The sequence below is a fragment of the Pseudomonas sp. Irchel 3H9 genome, from assembly GCF_900187495.1.
Classification (GTDB): Bacteria; Pseudomonadota; Gammaproteobacteria; order Pseudomonadales; family Pseudomonadaceae; genus Aquipseudomonas; species Aquipseudomonas sivasensis.
Window position 1 is genome coordinate 58684 of the sequence record NZ_FYDK01000010.1, and the last position, 20109, is coordinate 78792.

17 protein-coding genes are annotated in these 20109 nt (G+C 60.0%); 12 read left to right on the forward strand and 5 right to left on the reverse strand.

The window, feature by feature from the left end; genetic code table 11:
- Positions 1-6: 6 nt before the first annotated feature.
- Entirely contained in the window at positions 7-567 is a 561-nt protein-coding gene (locus CKW32_RS26405; RefSeq protein WP_095186373.1) for an antibiotic biosynthesis monooxygenase, read from the reverse strand.
- Between the two features lie 214 nt (positions 568-781).
- Between CKW32_RS26405 and CKW32_RS26410 the strand changes: the two genes are divergently transcribed.
- Positions 782-1741 (forward strand): MerR family transcriptional regulator, encoded by a 960-nt coding sequence (locus tag CKW32_RS26410; RefSeq protein WP_032885605.1) that lies wholly within the window; start codon positions 782-784, stop codon positions 1739-1741.
- A gap of 2 nt (positions 1742-1743) precedes the next feature.
- Here CKW32_RS26410 and CKW32_RS26415 read toward each other — a convergent pair whose 3' ends face one another.
- Both CKW32_RS26415 and CKW32_RS26420 read right to left on the reverse strand, forming a co-directional pair.
- Complete coding sequence (locus tag CKW32_RS26415) at positions 1744-2349, reverse strand: hypothetical protein (RefSeq protein ID WP_095186374.1); 606 nt, start codon at positions 2347-2349, stop codon at positions 1744-1746.
- 59 nt (positions 2350-2408) lie between these two features.
- On the reverse strand, positions 2409-2876 hold the full coding sequence (locus tag CKW32_RS26420; protein ID WP_032885607.1) for a PAS domain-containing protein: 468 nt from the start codon (positions 2874-2876) through the stop codon (positions 2409-2411).
- Positions 2877-3004: 128 nt separating this feature from the next.
- On the opposite strand from CKW32_RS26420, the gene CKW32_RS26425 reads away from it, so the two are divergent.
- From CKW32_RS26425 to CKW32_RS26455, 7 genes are all read left to right on the forward strand, one after another.
- Positions 3005-3460 carry a flavodoxin gene (locus CKW32_RS26425; protein ID WP_095186375.1) on the forward strand — a complete coding sequence of 152 codons (456 nt, stop codon included), beginning with the start codon at positions 3005-3007 and terminating at the stop codon, positions 3458-3460.
- Positions 3461-3658: 198 nt separating this feature from the next.
- The gene (locus CKW32_RS26430) at positions 3659-4441 is read left to right on the forward strand and encodes a class II aldolase/adducin family protein (RefSeq protein WP_032885609.1); all 783 of its coding nucleotides are present in this window, start codon (positions 3659-3661) and stop codon (positions 4439-4441) included.
- The gene (locus tag CKW32_RS26435) at positions 4441-5343 is read left to right on the forward strand and encodes an alpha/beta fold hydrolase (protein WP_095186376.1); all 903 of its coding nucleotides are present in this window, start codon (positions 4441-4443) and stop codon (positions 5341-5343) included. Before CKW32_RS26430 ends, CKW32_RS26435 begins: the two co-directional genes overlap by 1 nt.
- A gap of 118 nt (positions 5344-5461) precedes the next feature.
- On the forward strand, positions 5462-6373 hold the full coding sequence (locus CKW32_RS26440; RefSeq protein ID WP_032885611.1) for an SDR family oxidoreductase: 912 nt from the start codon (positions 5462-5464) through the stop codon (positions 6371-6373).
- Between the two features lie 482 nt (positions 6374-6855).
- Positions 6856-8634 (forward strand): DUF1302 domain-containing protein, encoded by a 1779-nt coding sequence (locus CKW32_RS26445; protein ID WP_095186377.1) that lies wholly within the window; start codon positions 6856-6858, stop codon positions 8632-8634.
- A gap of 26 nt (positions 8635-8660) precedes the next feature.
- Entirely contained in the window at positions 8661-10019 is a 1359-nt protein-coding gene (locus CKW32_RS26450; protein WP_032885613.1) for a DUF1329 domain-containing protein, read from the forward strand.
- Between the two features lie 228 nt (positions 10020-10247).
- Positions 10248-12749, forward strand: a complete 2502-nt coding sequence (locus CKW32_RS26455) for a LuxR C-terminal-related transcriptional regulator (RefSeq protein ID WP_095186378.1) — start codon at positions 10248-10250, stop codon at positions 12747-12749.
- Here the strand turns inward: CKW32_RS26455 and CKW32_RS26460 are convergent.
- Complete coding sequence (locus tag CKW32_RS26460; protein ID WP_095186379.1) at positions 12746-13618, reverse strand: helix-turn-helix domain-containing protein; 873 nt, start codon at positions 13616-13618, stop codon at positions 12746-12748. The genes CKW32_RS26455 and CKW32_RS26460 overlap by 4 nt on opposite strands.
- Positions 13619-13754: 136 nt before the next feature.
- Here CKW32_RS26460 and CKW32_RS26465 point away from each other — a divergent pair, with 136 nt between their 5' ends.
- On the forward strand, positions 13755-14657 hold the full coding sequence (locus CKW32_RS26465; protein WP_095186380.1) for a DMT family transporter: 903 nt from the start codon (positions 13755-13757) through the stop codon (positions 14655-14657).
- Positions 14658-14783: 126 nt separating this feature from the next.
- Here CKW32_RS26465 and norR read toward each other — a convergent pair whose 3' ends face one another.
- Positions 14784-16328, reverse strand: a complete 1545-nt coding sequence (gene norR, locus CKW32_RS26470; RefSeq protein ID WP_095186381.1) for a nitric oxide reductase transcriptional regulator NorR — start codon at positions 16326-16328, stop codon at positions 14784-14786.
- Between the two features lie 147 nt (positions 16329-16475).
- On the opposite strand from norR, the gene hmpA reads away from it, so the two are divergent.
- The 3 genes from hmpA to cyoA all read left to right on the forward strand — a co-directional run bounded on the left by hmpA (position 16476) and on the right by cyoA (position 20108).
- On the forward strand, positions 16476-17657 hold the full coding sequence (gene hmpA, locus CKW32_RS26475) for an NO-inducible flavohemoprotein (protein ID WP_032885618.1): 1182 nt from the start codon (positions 16476-16478) through the stop codon (positions 17655-17657).
- Positions 17658-17867: 210 nt separating this feature from the next.
- Positions 17868-18374 carry a disulfide bond formation protein B gene (locus CKW32_RS26480; protein ID WP_032885619.1) on the forward strand — a complete coding sequence of 169 codons (507 nt, stop codon included), beginning with the start codon at positions 17868-17870 and terminating at the stop codon, positions 18372-18374.
- Between the two features lie 792 nt (positions 18375-19166).
- Entirely contained in the window at positions 19167-20108 is a 942-nt protein-coding gene (gene cyoA / locus CKW32_RS26490) for a ubiquinol oxidase subunit II (RefSeq protein WP_032885620.1), read from the forward strand.
- The last annotated feature ends 1 nt before the right edge of the window (position 20109 follow it).

Consider the following 20109-nt stretch of genomic DNA (forward strand, 5'->3'; position numbering starts at 1 on the left):
CTGTACTCACGCCGCCGCTTCGGCGGCCTTGCGCGGTGCAGGCGTGGGATGCAGCCAGTTCGCCAGCAGGTGTGTGGACAGCGGAATGAACCAGTAAACCATCAGAGGCGTGAGTGCCATCGTGCTGACCAGTACGCGGGGCACCAGGTCGAGCCCATTGAGCAATGGCCCCAAGACAAAGTTGAACAGCAGCGACACCGGGAAAAACGCCAGCCAGATTGCCACGGCCTGCTTCCAGCGCGGCGGACGGGCACCCGCGGCGCCAAACCAGCCATCGATGCCGCGCACACGGTGCTCTGAGGGGTCGGCAAACAAATCGCTGCCGCGGCTAAGCCAGGCACAACGGGAGGCGGAGAATTCCCAGGCATGCAGTGTTTTTTCGTCGGCGAAGCGGAAAATGATCTGGAATTCGTCATCGTTGGGCGGCGGTGCAAGTACGCCGGAGCCCAGATAACCGGGGAAGTCGGTAGCCAATTGCTCGCCTTCGCGCAGCCAGGCCATCAGTTCTTCGTAGCGCCCTTTGGCGACGCGGCGCGCAACCATCAAGGTGACGGGAGAGGTAGACATTGTGTATCTCCAAATGTACGGGTGCGCTGATCCGGGTAGGTGGCGCACAAACGAAGCTGCGGGGTGTTGCAGCGACGTAGAAAAAACAGGCAAGGATTATTCCGGTTTTGCCGAAATACGCCAGCGACATTGGTCCGAAAAGTACACACCTTGAAAAAGAGGAGTCTATAGGCGTTAAATGACCGCCCAATTACCGCTGGTTTGTTGGTCTTGAATGCCCGTGATTACTGCTCCTGCTGACAGCATTTCGCATCTGGATTCGCCTGATTGCGCTGAGCTTTTTCCAATTCGTGATGTATCAAGATTGACAGGCGTCAACCCGGTCACCTTGCGTGCATGGGAGCGTCGTTACGGCCTGATCCAGCCCATCCGCACCGAAAGTGGGCACCGCCTCTACTCCAAGGCCGATATTGAGACGGTCAATCGCATTCTTGGTTGGATTGAGCGTGGCGTGGCGGTGAGCAAGGTCGGCAAGATTCTCGCCCGCGACGATCAGCAGGCCGAAGCGATTCGCGCTGAGCGCGACTCAGTCGAGGAAAGCGAATTGCCGCAATGGCGGGCGAGGCTGTTGCTGGCGGTCAAGGCCTTTGACGACCGTCAGTTGGAAAGCCTGTATGGCCAGATTCTCGCTACCTATCCCCTCAACGTGGCGTTCCAAGAGATCCTGATGCCTCTCTGGAACGAGCTGTTGCGCCACCAGGGGCGTTTTGGTCAAGCCAGCGAATGGCTGTTTTTCGACGCCTTCTTGCGTATCCATGCCTTTCAGCGCCTGCAAGCGGCGACACTGTCGCCTGCGCCTCGGGTATTGCTGTCAGCCATACCCGGCGAATGCCGCAAACTGGAGTTGCTGGTGGCGGCGCTGTTGATGAGCAGCGATGACCTGGTCGTGAAGGTGCTGGGGATGGGGCAGCCGTTTGATGAGCTTACCCTCGTATGTGAAAAGACTCATCCGCAGGCGCTGATCATCTTCTCCAACCACTCCCATAACGTTGATCTGGCTGGCCGCCTCAATCGTTTGGCGTTGACCCTTGATTGCCCGTTATTTCTTGCTGGCGCAGTGTCGGACCTGGCGCAGAGCGCGCTGGCAGGTTCCTCCATCGGTTGTCTGGGCAGCGAAGGGCGCCAGATGCAACGCCGCTTGCAGCAGTTCCTCAGCGGTAACCTGGATACTTGAACTCAGGCGTGCATCTGCGGGTGCACCAGGCGGTGCTGATGCAGGATGAATTGGCGCAGGCGTTCGATTTCATCCGCATCGCTTTGACTGAGGCGATAGGCAAACAAACCCCGCGCGGTTTCCCTCTCAAAGGCGCCGCGCAGGGCAATGCGCTCATAGCCGGAAGGGCTGAACCAAAGGGAAAAGGTTTTTGGTGGTTTGATCCGGCCACGAATCTCCACCAGCACGCCCTTGAATGACACCTCATGCACCCACAGCGCACTTGCGGTGCCCTTGATGTTCTCCAGGGGCACCGGTGCTTCAAGTGCAAGACGCCAGGCGCGGATCACCGGGCCGTCTTCAAAAATACTCGGCACACCCAGGCGCAGATGCACTGCATTGAACTCATCCTCCACCAATTGGAGGGGAAAGGTCAGTTGCTGGTTGTCGAACTGCGCTTGGATGGTGACATGGTCGTGGGCGGCCAGGCGGGTGAGCAAGTCGCGAATCTGCGCACCGCCGTTGACGGTCAGGCTCGACGACGCATCCCGCAGATTAAGTTGCGGGTTGTGTTGCATGTTCTGAATGAAATCCAGCTCATCCTTGGTCAGAAGCGCATCGCGTTGCATTGTGCTTGCTCAATAGAGGGGCATTAAAGTGCCATTATCCGCTCATATGGCCGTATTTTCTAAATTTTGTTCAATCCATTTGTCGACTTGAACGCGGCCAGTTCGGCTTTGACTTGGGCCAGTTCGCTTTCTAATTGCTCGACACGCTGCTGGGCCTTGACCTGGAGCGTGACGTCTTTTTGTACGCCGATAAAATAGGTTTGCTTATCAGCCGTGTTGAACACCGTTGAAAGCGACAGTTCGTTCCAGAAATGGCTGCCGTCCTTACGGTAATTGCGCAGGGTTTCCCGGCACGAACCACCCTTCGCCAAAGCATCCCGAATAACCGTCAGCGCTGGCTGATCACGGTCGCCCGACTGCAGGAAGCGGCAGTCCTGATAGAGGATTTCGTCCAGTGTGTAGCCGGTCATCCGTTCGAAGGCCGGGTTCACATAAATCAGGGGCTTTTCATCGCCTTCGCGTTCGGCGACCACGATGCCTTCGTTGGAAGCGTCGATCACCATCTGCATCAGCTTGGCGTTAATCATTGAGCGGTCCGTGGCGTGTTGTTGGAATGGGCAGTTTATGGCAAGTCGTGAATCTTGCACGGTGCGCCCCGAAATATTTGCGTCGCTGTTAATATCCCAGGCTTTCGCTCAACTACAGGATCAGATTGATGAAAGTCGCCATCCTTTCCGGCTCGGTCTACGGCACGGCTGAAGAAGTCGCCCGGCACGCCGCCGGCATCCTCAAAGACGCTGGTTTTGAAGCCTGGCACAACCCGCGCGCGACCCTGGCGGATGTGCAGGCGTTTGCCCCTGAGGCGTTTCTGGCGGTGACTTCGACCACCGGCATGGGTGAACTGCCCGATAACCTGCAACCGTTGTATTCGACGATTCGCGACCAACTGCCTTCGGCCTGGCGCGGTTTGCCCGGTGCGGTGATCGGTTTGGGCGACGCCAGCTATGGCGACACCTTTTGTGGTGGCGGTGAGCAAATGCGCGAGCTGTTTGGCGAGTTGGGCGTGCGCGAAGTACTGCCCATGTTGCGCCTGGACGCCAGCGAGAGCGTGACGCCGGAAGCAGATGCCGAGCCGTGGTTGGCAGAATTGGTCACTGCACTGCGCGCTTGATTGAGCGGTTCCAGCGGTTTTCAGTCCCTTTATTGACGGCGTCTCTTTGACGCCGTTTGTATAGATCTAAACTATTCTCATAGCTGACTCGTACGGTCATCAAGCTGGCTGCGAAGGCAACTCCGTCCGCCAGGGCGTCTGACTAGACTGGCCCATCACTCGAAAAATAATAAGAAGTGCGCCAAGGAGGTCGTTACCGTGAGCCTAGCCCCTGTTGTGCCGCCACAGAATGTCAAAGATCAGGTCAGTGCTGCCGAGTGGCAAGCTCGTGTCGACCTGGCGGCCTGCTATCGCCTGGTGGCGTTGCATGGCTGGGACGACCTGATCTTCACCCACATCTCGGCCAAGGTGCCGGGCACCGATGATTTCCTGATCAACCCCTACGGACTGATGTTCCACGAGATCACTGCGTCGAGCCTGGTCAAGGTCGACCAGGCCGGCAACAAGCTGATGGACAGCCCCTACGAGATCAACCCGGCGGGCTACACGATCCACAGCGCGATCCATGAAGTTCGCCACGATGTCACCTGCGTGTTGCATACCCACACTGCCGCCGGTGTGGCGGTGGCGGCACAGAAACAGGGCGTGCTGCCGATCAGCCAGCAATCGATCTTCGTGCTGTCGAGCCTGGCCTATCACGCCTATGAAGGCGTCGCGCTGAACCACGAGGAAAAGGCCCGCCTGCAAGCCGACCTTGGCGACAATAATTTCTTGATGCTGCACAACCATGGCCTGCTCACCTGTGGCAGTACCATCGCCGACACGTTCCTGATGATGTTCACCTTTCAGCGCGCCTGCGATATCCAGGTGCTGGCGCAAAACGGCGGCGCTGAATTGATCGCCATTGGTCCGCAGATTCTTGCGGGCGCCAAAGCCATGGTCGCTGCTGTCACCAAGAGCGCTCAAGGTATGGGGGGCGCGCTGGCCTGGCCGGCGTTGCTGCGCAAATTGGATGCTCAAGATCCTGGGTATAGAAGCTGATGCCACTTGCCGAGATCCCGCTCAGAGCCTGGCGCAAACGCAGCCAGAGTTTCGAATTTCACGGACGCACCATCCGTTACTGGGTGTCGGGGCAGGGCGAACCGTTGCTGCTGATCCATGGCTTTCCCACCGCCAGTTGGGACTGGCATTACCTGTGGCAACCCCTGGCCCAGCACAACTTGGTCATCGCCTGCGACATGCTCGGTTTCGGCGATTCAGCCAAGCCTCTGGACCATGGCTACTGCCTGCTGGAACAGGCGGATTTGCAACAGGCTTTGCTGGAGCATCTGCGGGTGGATCAGCCGGTGCACGTGCTGGCCCACGACTACGGTGACAGCGTCGCTCAGGAACTGTTGGCCCGGCACTATGAAGGCCGATTCAAGATGGCCAGTTGTGTGTTTCTCAACGGCGGGCTGTTCCCGGAAACCCATCGCCCGGCGCTGGTGCAAAAACTCCTGCTCAGCCCGCTGGGCTGGATGATCGGCCGCGCATTCGGGCGCAATGCCCTGGCCGACAGCTTCGGCCAGATCTTCGGCCCCAACACCCGCCCTAGCGAAAGCGCACTGGACGATTTCTGGAGCCTGATCGACTGCAACGATGGCACGCGCATCCTGCACAAGCTGATCGCCTACATTCCCCAGCGTCGGCGCCTGCGTGATCGCTGGGTGGCGGCGATGCAGCAGGGTGATGTGCCATTGCGAGTGATCGACGGCGAGATCGACCCGATCTCCGGTATCCATATGGTGGAGCGTTACCACCAATTGGTGCCCCATGCCGACACGGTGTTACTGGCCAACACCGGCCACTACCCGCAGATTGAAGCGCCGGTGCAGGTGCTCAAGCATTACCAGGCGTTTCGTGATCGGATTGGGCAGGTTGAAACCCGCGTGGCTTATTCCTGAGCCTTAGGATCATCCCTCTGCCTTATCGAGCACCATTCAGCCTTGGCTGTCTTTATTGTGACCGGCAGCCCTGTGCCTGACACTCGACCCATTCCCATTGTCGCCATTGGAGTTCGGTATGAGTGAGTCAGTGCAGTTCCAGGATAAGGTCGTGATCGTCACCGGTGCCGGCGGCGGATTGGGCCGGGCCCATGCGCTGTTGTTCGCTAAACATGGGGCCAAGGTGCTGGTCAACGATCTCGGCGGTTCCACCCAAGGCGAAGGCGCCAGTGCTTCGGCGGCCGACCGTGTAGTGGCCGAGATCCGCGAGGCGGGTGGTATTGCTGAAGCCAACCACGACTCTGTCACCGATGGTGACAAGATTGTGCAAAACGCCCTCGACGCTTTTGGCCGCATCGACGTAGTGGTCAATAACGCCGGCATCCTGCGCGACAAAACGTTCCACAAAATGGAAGACGCCGACTGGGACCTGGTTTACCGGGTGCATGTCGAAGGCGCCTACAAAGTCACCCGCGCCGCCTGGCCCCATCTGCGTGAGCAAGGCTATGGCCGGGTGATCTTCACCGCGTCCACTTCGGGCATCTACGGCAACTTCGGCCAGTCCAACTACGGCATGGCCAAGCTCGGCCTGTACGGCTTGACCCGCACCCTGGCGCTGGAGGGACGCAAGAACAACATCCTGGTCAACGCCATCGCCCCCACTGGCGCCACGCGCATGACCGAAGGCCTGATCCCGCCGCAAGTGTTCGAGCGCCTCAAGCCGGAATTGGTCAGCCCGCTCGTGGTGTACCTGGGCAGCGAAGCGTGCCAGGAAACGTCGGGGTTGTTTGAAGTGGGCGGTGGCTGGATTGGCAAGACCCGCTGGGAGCGCAGCCTGGGTGTGGGCTTTGATCCCGAAGCCGGTTTTTCACCGGACGATGTGGCGGCGCACTGGCAGCAGATCTGCGACTTCGAAGGGGCGGCTCATCCCAAGGACAACATCGAGGCCTTGAAGGAGATGATGGCCAACTTGCAGAAGTACAGCCTGTGATCATTGCTTGAAAAAGTTTGAATCCTACGGGGCGCTGATGGCGCCCCGTTTTATTTCAGGCAAAAAAAAGCCGCTGCAAACGCAGCGGCTGAAGTAAGACGTTGGATCAAGGAGCGACAAATCAACGTCAGTGAACACCGGTAACAGATTGAAAAAAGACATCAATCCATTTGAGTCTGGCTTTTCTTCCGTTTGGGGAAGCGGGCCGTTTGCCCTGAAAGCCCGGCAAGAATAGTCGTTTGCGACAAGATGAGTAATAGCGCTTCGGGACAAGGACTGTTGTAAAAACTGCAACAGTCTTGACGCTCGCCATCCATGGCCCTGATAACCCGCCATCCACACGGTTCATGCCCCCGCCCAGACCCAGGCCAGAGCGCCCGGTAATCCTTTCGAGCGACAACACGAATCCCTCCTTGGTGCGCTTATCGCTCCTGATGTGCGGCAGTAGGGTGGGGCCTTCTGTCACTCACCGGGGAAGACGCATGACAAAAACAACAATGCGCGCCATCTTCACGCCACAGGCGCTGGCCGCTGCGGTTGCCTTGGGTTGCTGTGCCCAGGCTCAGGCTGTTTCGTTCAATATTGGCGAGATCGAAGGGCAATTCGATTCGTCGTTGTCGGTGGGTTCGAGTTGGGGCATGCGTGATGCCGATAAAAAACTCGTGGGTACCGTCAATGGCGGCACGGGCCAGGCTTCCACGGGGGATGACGGACGGCTCAATTTCAAGAAGGGCGAGACCTTCTCGAAAATCTTCAAGGGCCTGCACGACCTTGAACTCAAGTACGGCGACACCGGTGTGTTCGTGCGCGGCAAGTACTGGTACGACTTTGAGCTCAAGGACGAAGACCGCGAGTTCAAGCAGATCAGCGACCACAACCGCAAGGAAGGCGCCAAGTCCAGCGGTGCGCAGATCCTCGATGCGTTCGTCTATCACAACTACTCCCTGGGCGACCTGCCGGGCACCGTACGCGCCGGTAAGCAGGTGGTCAGTTGGGGGGAAAGTACCTTCATCGGCAACTCCATCAACAGCATCAACCCGATTGACGTGTCGGCGTTCCGCCGCCCGGGTGCCGAGATCAAGGAAGGCCTGATCCCGGTGAACATGCTGTTTGCGTCCCAGAGCCTGACCAACCAACTGACCGTGGAAGGGTTCTATCAGTTGGAGTGGGACCAGACCGTGCTGGATAACTGCGGCACCTTCTTTGGCGGTGACGTGGCGGCGGATGGTTGCACCGGTAACTACACAGTAGGCAGCCCTGGGATCGCGCCGCTGCAATCGATTGCGGCAAACCGCGGCCAGGGTTTTGTGGTGACGCGCGAGGGTGTGGTGGTACAGCGTGCGGGCGACCGTGATGCGCGGGACTCCGGTCAGTTTGGGGCGGCTTTGCGTTGGCTGGGTGACGACACCGAGTACGGTTTGTATTTCATGAATTACCACAGCCGCACACCCACTGTAGGCACCATCACCAACAACACGACACTGCAAACCATCGGTGGCATCGCCGCCGCCGCTGGAGGTTTCGGTCAGGCCTTGGCCCAGAGCACCATGCTCGGTCGTGGCCAGTATTACCTCGACTACCCGGAAGACATCCGCCTGTTCGGCGCGAGTTTCTCCACAACCTTGCCCACCGGCACGGCGTGGACCGGGGAAATCAGCTACCGGCCCAATGCCCCGGTGCAGTTGAATACCACCGACCTGACATTGGCCTTGCTTAACCCAATCGCCGGCCAATTGGCCTCACCCATCCGCAGCAATTTCGGCAGCGACAACAAAGGCTACCGCCGCAAGGAAATCACCCAGATCCAAAGCACCATGACCCAGTTCTATGACCAAGTCCTCGGCGCCGAACGCCTGACTTTGGTGGGCGAAGCGGCCGTGGTGCACGTGGCTGGCCTGGAGGACAAATCCAAGCTGCGTTACGGCCGCGATTCGGTCTACGGCGCTTACGGTTTCGAGGGTGACACTGACGGTTTCGTCACCTCCACCTCTTGGGGCTACCGCGCGCGGGCGATCCTTGACTACAACAACGCCATTTTCGGGGTGAACCTCAAGCCCAACCTGTCCTGGTCCCATGACGTGGCCGGCTATGGGCCCAACGGGATCTTCAACAAGGGCGCCAAGGCGATCAGCGTCGGTGTGGATGCGGACTACCGCAGCACCTACACCGCCAGCCTCAGCTACACCGATTTCTTTGGTGGCGACTACAACACCCTGACCGACCGCGACTTCCTCGCCCTCAGCTTCGGCGTGAACTTCTGATTTGGCTTAAAGAAGGACAAGAACTTATGCGTAAGACAATTGCAGTGTTGGCCCTGAGTCTGTTGGCTGCTCACGTAATGGCGGCGGTGTCGCCGGAAGAAGCGGCCAAGCTGGGCACCACCCTCACGCCGGTCGGTGCCGAAAAAGCCGGCAACGCTGACGGCTCGATCCCGGCCTGGACTGGCGGTATCCCGAAAAACGCTGGCGCGGTGGACAGCAAAGGCTTCCTGGCCGACCCGTTCGCCAATGAAAAACCGCTGTTTGTCATCACCGCCGCCACCGTCGACAAGTACAAAGACAAACTCTCCGACGGCCAAGTGGCGATGTTCAAACGCTACCCCGAGACCTACAAGATTCCGGTATACCCGAGCCACCGTACGGTCAACTTACCGGCGGACATCTACGAATCGATCAAGCGCAGCGCACTGAACGTCAAGGCGATTAACGACGGCAACGGCCTGGAAAACTTCACCGGCAACCGCTACTACGCGTTCCCGATTCCCAAGAATGGCGTGGAGGTGCTGTGGAACCACATCACGCGTTACCACGGCGGTAACCTGCGCCGCATCATCACCCAGGCCACCCCGCAGACCAATGGCAGCTACACGCCGATCCGCTTCGAAGAAGAAGTGGCGGTGCCTCAAGCGATCCCGGATATCGACGCGGCCAAGGCGGCCAACGTGTTGAGCTTCTTCAAGCAATCGGTCACCGCCCCAGCGCGCCTGGCGGGCAACGTGCTGCTGGTGCATGAAACCCTCGACCAGGTGAAAGAACCGCGCCTGGCCTGGATCTACAACGCCGGCCAGCGCCGTGTGCGCCGTGCTCCGCAGGTGTCCTATGACGGGCCGGGCACCGCGTCCGACGGCCTGCGTACCACCGACAACTTCGACATGTTCTCCGGGGCCCCCGACCGCTACGACTGGAAGCTGGTGGGCAAGAAAGAGATGTACATCCCCTATAACAGCTACAAGCTCGACTCGCCGAGCCTCAAGTACGACGACATCATCAAGGCTGGTCACATCAACCAGGACCTGACCCGCTATGAACTGCACCGCGTGTGGGAAGTGGTCGGCACGGTCAAACCGAGCGAGCGGCACATCTACGCCAAGCGCCACATGTACATCGACGAAGACAGCTGGCAAGTCGCGCTGGTGGATCACTACGACGGTCGCGGCCAACTGTGGCGCGTCGCCGAAGGTCATGCGCAGTTCTACTACGACCACCAGGTGCCGGCCTACACGGTCGAAACCCTGTACGACATCATTGCGGGGCGCTACATCGCACTGGGCATGAAGAACGAGGAGAAGAGCAGCTTCGTGTTCGGCTTCGCGGCCAAGGCAGCGGACTACACTCCGGCAGCCTTGAGGGCTGAAGGCGTGCGCTGATCCCGGATCGAAGCGGGGTCAAAATGTGGGAGGGGGCTTGCCCCCGATGAGGGAGTATCAGTCACTGGATTGGTTGACTGATACACCGCCATCGGGGGCAAGCCCCCTCCCACATTGGGTTCTGTGCATGGCCTTCAATCACCCTGCTGAATACTTCTTCAACAACCCCCCGCCACAGGACTAGGGTACGCATCACGTTGCATAACAATAAAAAAGCAGGATGCAGCAATGACCGCCATGACACGCTGCCTGGACCGTCCTGGATTCATGCCCCGGCTGTCCGCCCATCATTTGCTTCGCCCCCGCCTGGCCGAGCCTTTACTGGCAGCACCGGTCAGGGTCAAGTTGTTATGCGCCCCCGGCGGCAGCGGCAAGAGCGCGTTGCTCGCCGAATGTGCGTTGCAGGCACCCATCGGTTGCCAGGTGTACTGGTTGCCGCTCAATGGCGCGTCGCTCAGCCCCCTCGACCTGTGCCAACGGCTGGCGCAAAACCTTGGCCTGACGTTTACCGACGAAGCCACATTGCTGCTGGACCTGAGCCGCTTGCAGGCCCAGGCATGGGTGTTCCTCGATGATTTCTGCCGCTTACCCACTCAAGACACCGACGCCTTGCTCGATCGCCTGCTCACCGCCAGCAGCCCGGCCCTGACCTGGTGGCTGGGCGCTCGACGGCGTCCGGCCTGCAATTGGCCTCGGCTGCTGCTCGACGATGAGTTACTTGAGTGCGGCGCCGAACTGGCATTTACCCCTGTGGAAATCCAGGCACTGCTCAGCCATGCGCCGGCCCAGTCCGTCGACAGCGTGCTGCAGTTCAGCGCGGGTTGGTGCGCGGGTGTGCGCATCGCCTTGCTGGGTGATGGTCATCCCGATAAGACGTTGCTCGACTACCTACAACACGAACTGTTCAGCACGCTGCCGCCGGAGTTGGCCGAGGCTTGGCGGGTGCTGGCCCATCTGCCGCGCTTCAATACTGGCCTGTGCGAACACTTGTTCGGCGCTGGCGACGGTGGCCAATACCTGAGGGATTTACACGCGCTGGGCGCGTTTATCGAGCCGTGGGAAGACACCGACTGGTTGCAGGTTTTCCCGCCCCTGGCGCAACTGATGCACAACGAACCCTGGCCTGCCAGGCGCTCTTGGCATCGACGCGCTTGCCAGTGGTTTTGCACCGAGCAGGATTGGCAGGCCGCTTTTGAACAGGCTCTGCTGGCCGAAGAATATGAAATGGCGGTGAGCCTCTTGCAGCACTTCAGCTTTGAGGACCTGTTCCGCCAGCAGAACGCCGTCTTGCTGTTGCGCCTGCATGAGCAGCATGGCGATGAACTGATGCTCGGCTCGGCGCAACTGGTGGGGTTGGTGACTGCTGCGCTCCTGTTCGCCGGGCGCTTCGAACAGGCGGCTGCGTGCATCGATCAGCTCGCTCGATTTGCCCCGCAACCCTCGGCGGCGCAACAGCGTTATTTACTGGCGCGCTGGCAGGCGCAGTGGGGCTGGTTGCTGCACCTGGGCGGCGATGCCGAGAGTTCCCGTCTGCATTTTCTTGAGGCCCTGCAAGCCTTGCCCGAGAGCGCCTGGACTTCGCGCCTGATGTGCCTGTCGGGGCTGACCCAACAAGCCTTGCTGCGCGGTGAACTGGACGCGGCCCAAGGCCTGAACCGCGAAGCGCTGTGCCTGGCGCGCGCCCATGGTTCGTTGGTGCTGGAGGCGTTGCTGGAGTTGGATCACGCGCAATTGCTGGAACAGCGTGGCGCGCCGTATCGGGCGCAAAGCCTGCTGGAAACGGTGCAGGCGATGTTACTCAAGCAGCGGCTCAAGGCCGGGCCACTGGTTGGGCGCATTGCTTTGCGGCGCGGGCACTTGGCGCTGCGCCAGGGCCAGGACAGCTTGGCCGCCGACTGTTTCGAGACTGGCCTGAAGATGTGCCTGCACAGCCAGGACAAACGCGTGCTCTACGGTTTTCTCGGTCTGGCCTTGCTGGCCGCCAACCGGGGTGATTACGCCCAGGCCTTTGTGCAACTGCGCGACGCCGAACGGCTGATGCAGCAGCGCCAGGTGCCGGACACGGTATACCGGGCGGTGCTGTTGTTGGTCAGTGGGCATTTCTGGTTGCAGCAAGGCCGCGCCGAATTGACCGTGGAAGCGGTGCGCCGTGTGCTGCGCCACTTCCGTGGCCCCCAGGCCAAACAGGCGCCACCGGCCACCCTGGAACTGATTCCACGCCTGGAATACCTGCTGGTGCTGGCGGAGGTGAAACTGGGCTGCGCCGATCAACCTGTGGCACGGCTCAACGCGTTGCTGGAAACCACCCATCAGCGCGGCATGCTCTGCCTGGAAACCGAGCTGCACCTGGTGCTGGGCGAAGTCGCTTGGCAACTGGGCGATGCTGCCTTGGCGCGCCGTTCGCTGCAAACCGGCCTGGAACTGGCCGGGCGTTGTCAGGTGCAACAAGCGATTCGTGAACTGCGTTTGCGCTCGCCGGGACTGTTGAGCGAGCTGGGCATGGAACCCCAGGCGTCAACCCCCGGCACGGTAGAAAACCCCTTGAGCCAGCGTGAATTGGAGGTGCTGCAACTGATCGCCCTGGGCAGCTCCAACCTGGAAATTGCCGACCGGCTGTTTATCTCCCTGCACACCGTCAAGACTCACGCGCGGCGCATCCACAGCAAGCTGGGCGTCGAGCGGCGAACTCAGGCGGTGGCCAAGGCCAAGACGTTGGGCTTGATGGTTTAAATGAACGCCTGACGGTAGTCGCCGGGCGTGGCGCCCATGGCCTGGCGGAAGCGATGAGTGAAGTGACTGGCACTGGAAAAACCGCACAGCAAGGCAATCTCGCCCAAAGGCAGGGCACCGCTGCGCAGCAGGTGTTGCGCGCGGGTCAGCCGACGCGCCAGTAAGTACTGATGGGGCGGCAGGCCGAAGCTTTGGCGGAACATCCGCGCAAAATGGTATTCCGACAGCGCGCACAGGCCAGCCAGTTGCCCGAGGCTGATGGGGTCTTCCAGGTGCTGGTCAATGTAGTCCACCAACAGCCGTCGCTGGTACGCCGCTAAACCACCTTTCAAACGCAGGCCTTCGCGGGCGCCTACCTGGCTGAGCAGGGTGTGGCTGAGCATTTCATGGGCCAGGCTGCTGGTCAGCAGGCGTTCGGCGGGCTCCTGCCAGTTGAGCGCGATCAACTGGTGGAAGCGTCTGGCCTGGCTGTCGTCTTGCAGAAAGGTGCTTTCGCGCAGTTCCAGGGCGCGCGGTTCGCGGTCGAGCAGGGTGACGCAACCGAGGGCAAATTGCTCTGGGCTGAAATACACGTGGGCCAGGCGGATTTCACCGTTGATCACCCACGCCGACTGATGCTCGGCGGGCAGGATACACAGCTTGTCGGGGCCGCCCTTGGTGCCCGGCTGGTCACGCCGAAAGGTGCCAGTGCCACCGCCGATGTAGCAGGATAAGGTGTGATGGCTTGGCGCCTGGTAGTCCTGGGAATCGTGATGGTTGCTCCACAAAGCTGCCGACAAGCCGTCACCGAGCTCGGCGCAGGCTTCAAGGCGTGCGTTGGGCGAGCGGTTAAGGGCTTGAAAGACTTGTAGGGATTCCAGATCTGACATGGTGTGTTCTCCGACGCCTTGCATCCTACTCCGCGAGGTGGGCGCTGTGAGCCCACCGCCCGACAAAAGCGCAAGAATGTGCAAGAGCTCGGCGCTGGTTGAGGGCGACACTGTGGCTCAACCGATGGAGCCCGCTATGAACCTTTCCCTGTATTTACTCACCGTGCTGATCTGGGGCACCACCTGGATCGCCCTCAAATGGCAATTGGGCGTAGTGGCCATTCCTGTGTCCATCGTCTATCGCTTTGGCTTGGCGGCGTTGGTGTTGTTTGCGTTGTTGCTGCTCAGCCGCAAGTTGCAGGTGATGAACCGGCGCGGGCATCTGATCTGCCTGGCGCAGGGGCTGTGCCTGTTTTGCGTCAACTTCATGTGCTTCCTGACCGCCAGCCAGTGGATTCCCAGCGGCCTGGTGGCAGTGGTGTTTTCCACCGCCACGTTGTGGAACGCGCTGAATGCCCGGGTGTTTTTCGGCCAACGCGTGGCACGTAACGTGTTGATGGGCGGTGGCCTCGGGTTGGCGGGCTTGGGCTTGCTGTTCTGGCCGGAACTGGTGGGACACACCGCCAGTCCGCAGACCTTGTTCGGCTTGGGTCTGGCGTTACTGGGGACGATGTGTTTCTCGGCCGGCAATATGCTGTCGAGCCTGCAACAGAAGGCCGGCTTGCGGCCGCTGACCACCAATGCCTGGGGCATGTTGTACGGCTCCTTGATGCTGGCGACCTACTGTGTGGTGCGGGGCATTCCGTTTGAGATGGACTGGAGCGCACGGTACATCGGCGCGCTGTGGTACCTGGTGATTCCGGGTTCGGTGATCGGCTTTACGGCCTACCTGACCCTGGTTGGGCGCATGGGGCCGGAGCGGGCAGCGTATTGCACGGTGCTGTTCCCGGTGGTGGCGCTGAATGTGTCAGCGTTTGCCGAGGGCTACCAATGGACCGCGCCCGCGTTGGCGGGGTTGGTGCTGGTGATGTTGGGCAATGTGTTGGTGTTTCGTAAGCCTAAGTCTGCCAGTCCGGTCTTCCAGGCGAAGACAGTCTAATGGGGGAGGGGGCGTGCCCCCGAGGGCAGTGTGTCAGCCAGCCCCTCTATAGCTGGCCCACCGCTATCGGGGGCAAGCCCCCTCCCACATTCCCTGCATTGCATACATTTGGCCGAGCTGTCCTTGCTATTTCAGTCCGAGGCGCTTGGCCATGCGGCCCAGGTTGGCGCGGTCCAGGCCCAGTTCGCGGGCCGCGCTGGCCCAGTTGTGTTGGTGGCGTTCCAGGCAGGCGCTGATGATCTGGCGTTGATAGTCTTCGGTGGCCTGGCGCAGGTCGCCGGTGACCACGGGTGCGGCTTGAGCCTGTGCTTCGATGACCGGCGCATTCACCGTCGGCAAGTCCAGATCCAGGGCACTCAAGCTCAGAATCCTCGGCCGTTCGCGACAGTTGCCCAATGCCTTCAACGCGCTGCGTCCGATCAAGTGTTCCAGCTCCCGCACATTCCCCGGCCAGTTATAGGCCAAAAGCGCGGCCTGGGCATCGCTGGTCAGCCGCAGACTGCCCAGGCCCATGCGTGAGCGGTTCTGTTCGAGGAAGAAGCCCGCCAGCAGCAACACATCGCGCCCGCGTTCGCGCAGTGACGGCACTTGCAGCGGGTATACGCTCAGACGGTGGTAGAAATCGGCGCGGTAGTGGCCGTTGCGGACTTCGTCGGCGAGGTCGCGGTTGGTGGCGGCGATCAGGCGTACGTCAACCTGATGCTCCTTGTCCGAACCGAGGCGCTGCAACTGACCGCTTTGCAGCACCCGCAGCAGCTTGGCTTGCACGGTCAGCGACAGTTCGCCTACTTCATCCAGGAACAAGGTGCCGCCGTTGGCCAGTTCGAACTTGCCGCGACGCTCATTGAGCGCGCCGGTAAAGGCTCCGCGTACGTGGCCGAACAACTCGCTCTCCACCAGCGTCTCCGGCAGGGCGGCGCAGTTGAGGCTGATGAGCGGTTTATCCGCACGATTGGATGCCGCGTGGATAGCCTGGGCCACCAATTCCTTGCCCACTCCGGTTTCGCCGGTGATCAGCACGGTGAGGTCGCTGCCGCCCACCAGTTTGATTTCCTCGACCAAGCGTTTGTGGCTTTTGCTCTGGCCGATCATTTCCTTGTGCTGCTGGCCGCTGGCTTGACGGTAGATCTCGGCACGTTGGTGTTCGTCTTCAGCGCGCAGCGCCAGGCGCTCGATGCGTTCGGCGACGTTGACGGTGGCGGCAGCGAGGCTGGCGAAGGCTTGCAGGGCGTCCAGTTCAACCCGTTCGAAACGTTCGGTGTCGAGGGCATCCAGGGTCAGCAGGCCCCAGGGCTGGTCGTCGACAAACAACGGGCAGCCCATGCAGTCGTGCACTTCCAAGTGTCCGTGCAGGCCATCGACCAGGCCGTCGTAGGGGTCGGGCAATTCACTGTCGCTGTCAAAGCGCGTCGGGCCGGGGCTGCCGAGCAGGACGGCGAAGCGCGGGTGCTCGCTCACCTTGAAGCGTCGGCCCAAGGTGTCGGCGCTCAACCCGTCTACTGCCAGCGGCACCAGCCATTCACCGTCCAGGCGCAGCAACGCTGCGGCGTCGCACGGCAGCAGGGCACGCATGGCTTGCAACAGGCGGCGATAGCGCTCGCCTTCGGGCAGGTCGCGGGACAGGTCGGCGACCAAGGGCAGGAGGGTGGTGAGCAATGATTGCGCAGTCATAATGACTCCTTGTAGTCCTTATGACTATAGAGTGTAGGAGGTCATACTGACTACACAATGTTTAAGGTATTGAAAATTAACGATTTATTAGTTGGCATGAATACTGAGTAGCTAAGGGTAATCAGTAAAGAAGCCCAGGAGGCTCCCATGCTTAGTGCCCAAGACCGTGCCATCGTCAAATCCACCGTGCCCCTGCTGGAAAGTGGCGGTGAGGCGCTGATCACCCATTTCTACCGCATGATGCTCTCCGAGTACCCTGAGGTGCGCCCGCTGTTCAACCAGACCCACCAAGCCAGCGGCGACCAGCCTCGCGCCTTGGCCAACGGCGTGTTGATGTACGCGCGGCATATCGACCAGCTCGACCAACTGGGCGACTTGGTGGCGAAGATCATCAACAAGCATGTGGCGTTGCAGATCCTGCCGGAGCACTACCCGATCGTGGGCGCCTGCCTGCTGCGGGCGATTTCCGAAGTGCTGGGTAGCGAGATTGCCACGCCTGAGGTGATGAAGGCCTGGGGCGCCGCCTATGGCCAGTTGGCCGACATTCTGATCGGTGCCGAAGCCGCCATCTACGAAGAGAAAGCCCAGGCCCCCGGCGGCTGGCGCGGTGCGCGGGCGTTTACGTTGGTCAAGCGAGTGGAGGAGAGTGCCGAGATCGTCTCTTTCTATTTCGCGCCTGTGGATAACGGTCCGATCCTTGCCGCTGCGCCAGGCCAATACATCGGTATGAAGCTGGTGCTCGACGGTGAAGAAGTGCGCCGCAACTATTCCCTGTCGGCCCTAAGCGATGCCGGACAGTATCGCATCAGCGTCAAGCGCGAAGCCGGTGGCCGGGTGTCCAGCTACCTGCATGACCAGTTGCACGTCGGCGCAACCATCGACCTGTTCCCGCCGTCGGGTGAGTTCATCCTGCAGGCCAGCGATAAACCGTTGGTGCTGATCAGCGGCGGCGTGGGCATCACGCCGACCCTGCCGATGCTTGAAGCCGCTCTGGCCACCCAGCGTCCGGTGCATTTTATCCACTGCGCGCGTAACGGCGGGGTGCACGCGTTTCGCGATTGGGTGGACGCGCTCGCCGCGAAGCACCCGCAACTCAAGCGCTTCTATTGCTATGCCGAGGATGACGGTGTAAGCCCTGCGGCGGATAACGTTGGGCTCTTGAGTCTGGAGCAGTTGCAGGCCTGGTTGCCGCAAGAGCGTGACCTGGACGCGTACTTCCTCGGACCTAAAGGTTTCATGGCCGCAATCAAGCGCCACCTCAAGGCCCTGGGTGTGCCCGAGAAGCAAAGCCGCTACGAGTTCTTCGGCCCGGCTGCTGCCTTGGAATAACACGGTCAAAATGTGGGAGGGGGCTTGTCCTCGATAGCGGTGTGTCAGCTGAAGATAAGCTGGCTGATCCACTGCTATGGAGGGCAAGCCCCTTCCCACATTTGGCTCTCTATTTCTTCAGATTAATCCCCCGTTAACCCCCCTCTGTTTAAACCACTCTCTGTGTGTAAACTTGCGGCCATTGGCACAACCAAACAAAGGGATACGGGGATGAGTGACGAATTGCGTTTAGGCAGGGAGCGGCGCTTTCTGGTGTTGCTGGGCATCATCTGCCTGGCGCTGATCGGTGGGGCGTTGTACATGCAGGTGGTGCTGGGCGAGGCGCCGTGCCCGCTGTGCATCCTGCAACGCTATGCCTTGTTGTTGATTGCGATCTTCGCGTTCATCGGCGCAGCCATGCGCACCAAGGGTGCCCTGACCTTTTTCGAAGGGCTGGTGATCCTCAGCGCCGTTGGCGGGGTGGCCGCAGCGGGTCACCACGTGTACACCCAGTTCTTCCCGCAGGTCAGCTGCGGCATCGATGTGCTGCAACCCATCGTCGATGACCTGCCCCTGGCCAAGGTCTTCCCGCTGGGCTTTCAGGTCGATGGCTTCTGCAGCACGCCGTACCCGCCGGTGCTAGGCCTGTCCCTGGCGCAGTGGGCCTTGGTGGCGTTCGTGCTGACGGTGATCCTGGTGCCGCTGGGCATCTATCGCAATCGCCAGCGCAAGGCCTGAACCCAACTGTCAAACGCCCCGGTCCTTCTTTGACGAAGGCCGGGGCGTTTTTGTTTGTAGGCTTTTGTGAATAGAGCGTGACACGGGACAACTGAGGGTGCGCGAAGCGTGCGACATGTTGTCACACAGAGGCCGCCGCAGGACGTTTCTGCTCCGCGAAGCCATCGCTTAAATTTGCAAAAAACGCCCAAGGTGTGCTGTCAGTTCGTGGTCTGGACAACGTTGCGCACCTCGCGGCGGACACACCTTTGCGTGATGTCCCAATGCCTTGTTTTCTGGGGGGTTAGATAGGTTTTGCATGCCCTTACGACGACTGAAGGCCGTGGCGGTTCAGCCTATAACACCGCAATTTTTGTGGTTTTTGTTGAGAATCGAACGCGATAAAATCGCGAACCGTTGCAATATCGGTGAAGGATTATTGCTGTAATCGATAAAAATTATTTCTTTATAAGACATGGTTTATACATCGCTAGCTAACTACAATCGCACGCACTGAATGTCCCGTGCTGTTCAATATTTGAGCACTGGAGCGGTCGAGGGGCAGATGGATGGCTCTGTGCGACCCCAAGGTTCCGGCAGCCTTTCAACTATCCGCACCAAACGGAATTGGTCTGTAACAAGGCCTTTAACCACGAAATCGAATAAGAACTCACCGCAGGTCCGTGAAACGCTCCGTTATGGCGTGCCGGGCAGGCTCTTATTCAATCGAAGAGAAATGCCAACCCTTGGCAGGGTGAAGTGTTGGCGATCAAAACCCAACTGCATTGCGCAAGCTGCTTTAGAGGTCGTGAGATGAGTAAAAACAGGTACCCCCGATTACTAGGCTTTTTGCCGCTGCTTGGCATGATGTTAATGCTGGGAGGCTGCAAGTGGACCTTGATGGACCCAAAAGGACAGATCGGTCTGGATCAACGAAACCTGATCATCACTGCCACCCTGCTGATGCTGTTGGTTGTGGTGCCTGTGATCATCATGACCTTCGCCTTCGCCTGGAAATACCGCGCGTCGAACACCAACGCGACCTACGCGCCTAAGTGGTCGCACTCCACCAAGATCGAAATCGCGGTGTGGCTGGTTCCGATCCTCATCATCATCGCCCTGGGTTACATCACCTATAAGTCGACCCACGAGTTGGACCCGTACCGTCCGCTGGAGTCCGACGTCAAGCCGATCAACATCGAAGTGGTCGCGCTGGACTGGAAGTGGCTGTTCATCTACCCGGACCTGGGTATCGCCACGGTTAACCAGATCCGGTTCCCGGAGAACACCCCGCTTAACTTCCGGATCACCTCCGACGCCGTGATGAACTCGTTCTTCATCCCAGCCCTGGGTGGCCAGATCTACGCGATGGCAGGCATGCAGACCCGTCTGCACCTGATCGCGAACGAAAAAGCTGAAATGGAAGGCATCTCCGCGAACTACAGCGGCGCTGGCTTCACCGGCATGAAATTCAAAGCGATCTCGACGAGCCAGGAAGATTTCAACGCCTGGGTAGCCGAAGTCAAGGCCGCACCTAAACAGCTTGATCAAGCTGAATACGACGCCCTGACCAAACCAAGCCAGAACAACCCAGTCGCTCTGTACTCCGCGTATGAGCCGAACCTGTTTCAGAAAATCGTCGACAAGTACGAAGGTATGAAGCCAGGCAAGCCGGTCAAGCACGAGAAGAAAGAAGTGGCCGCGGTTGAAGGTTCTGACACGGGCTCGCATTCAACTGCTGGGGCAGAGGAGTAAA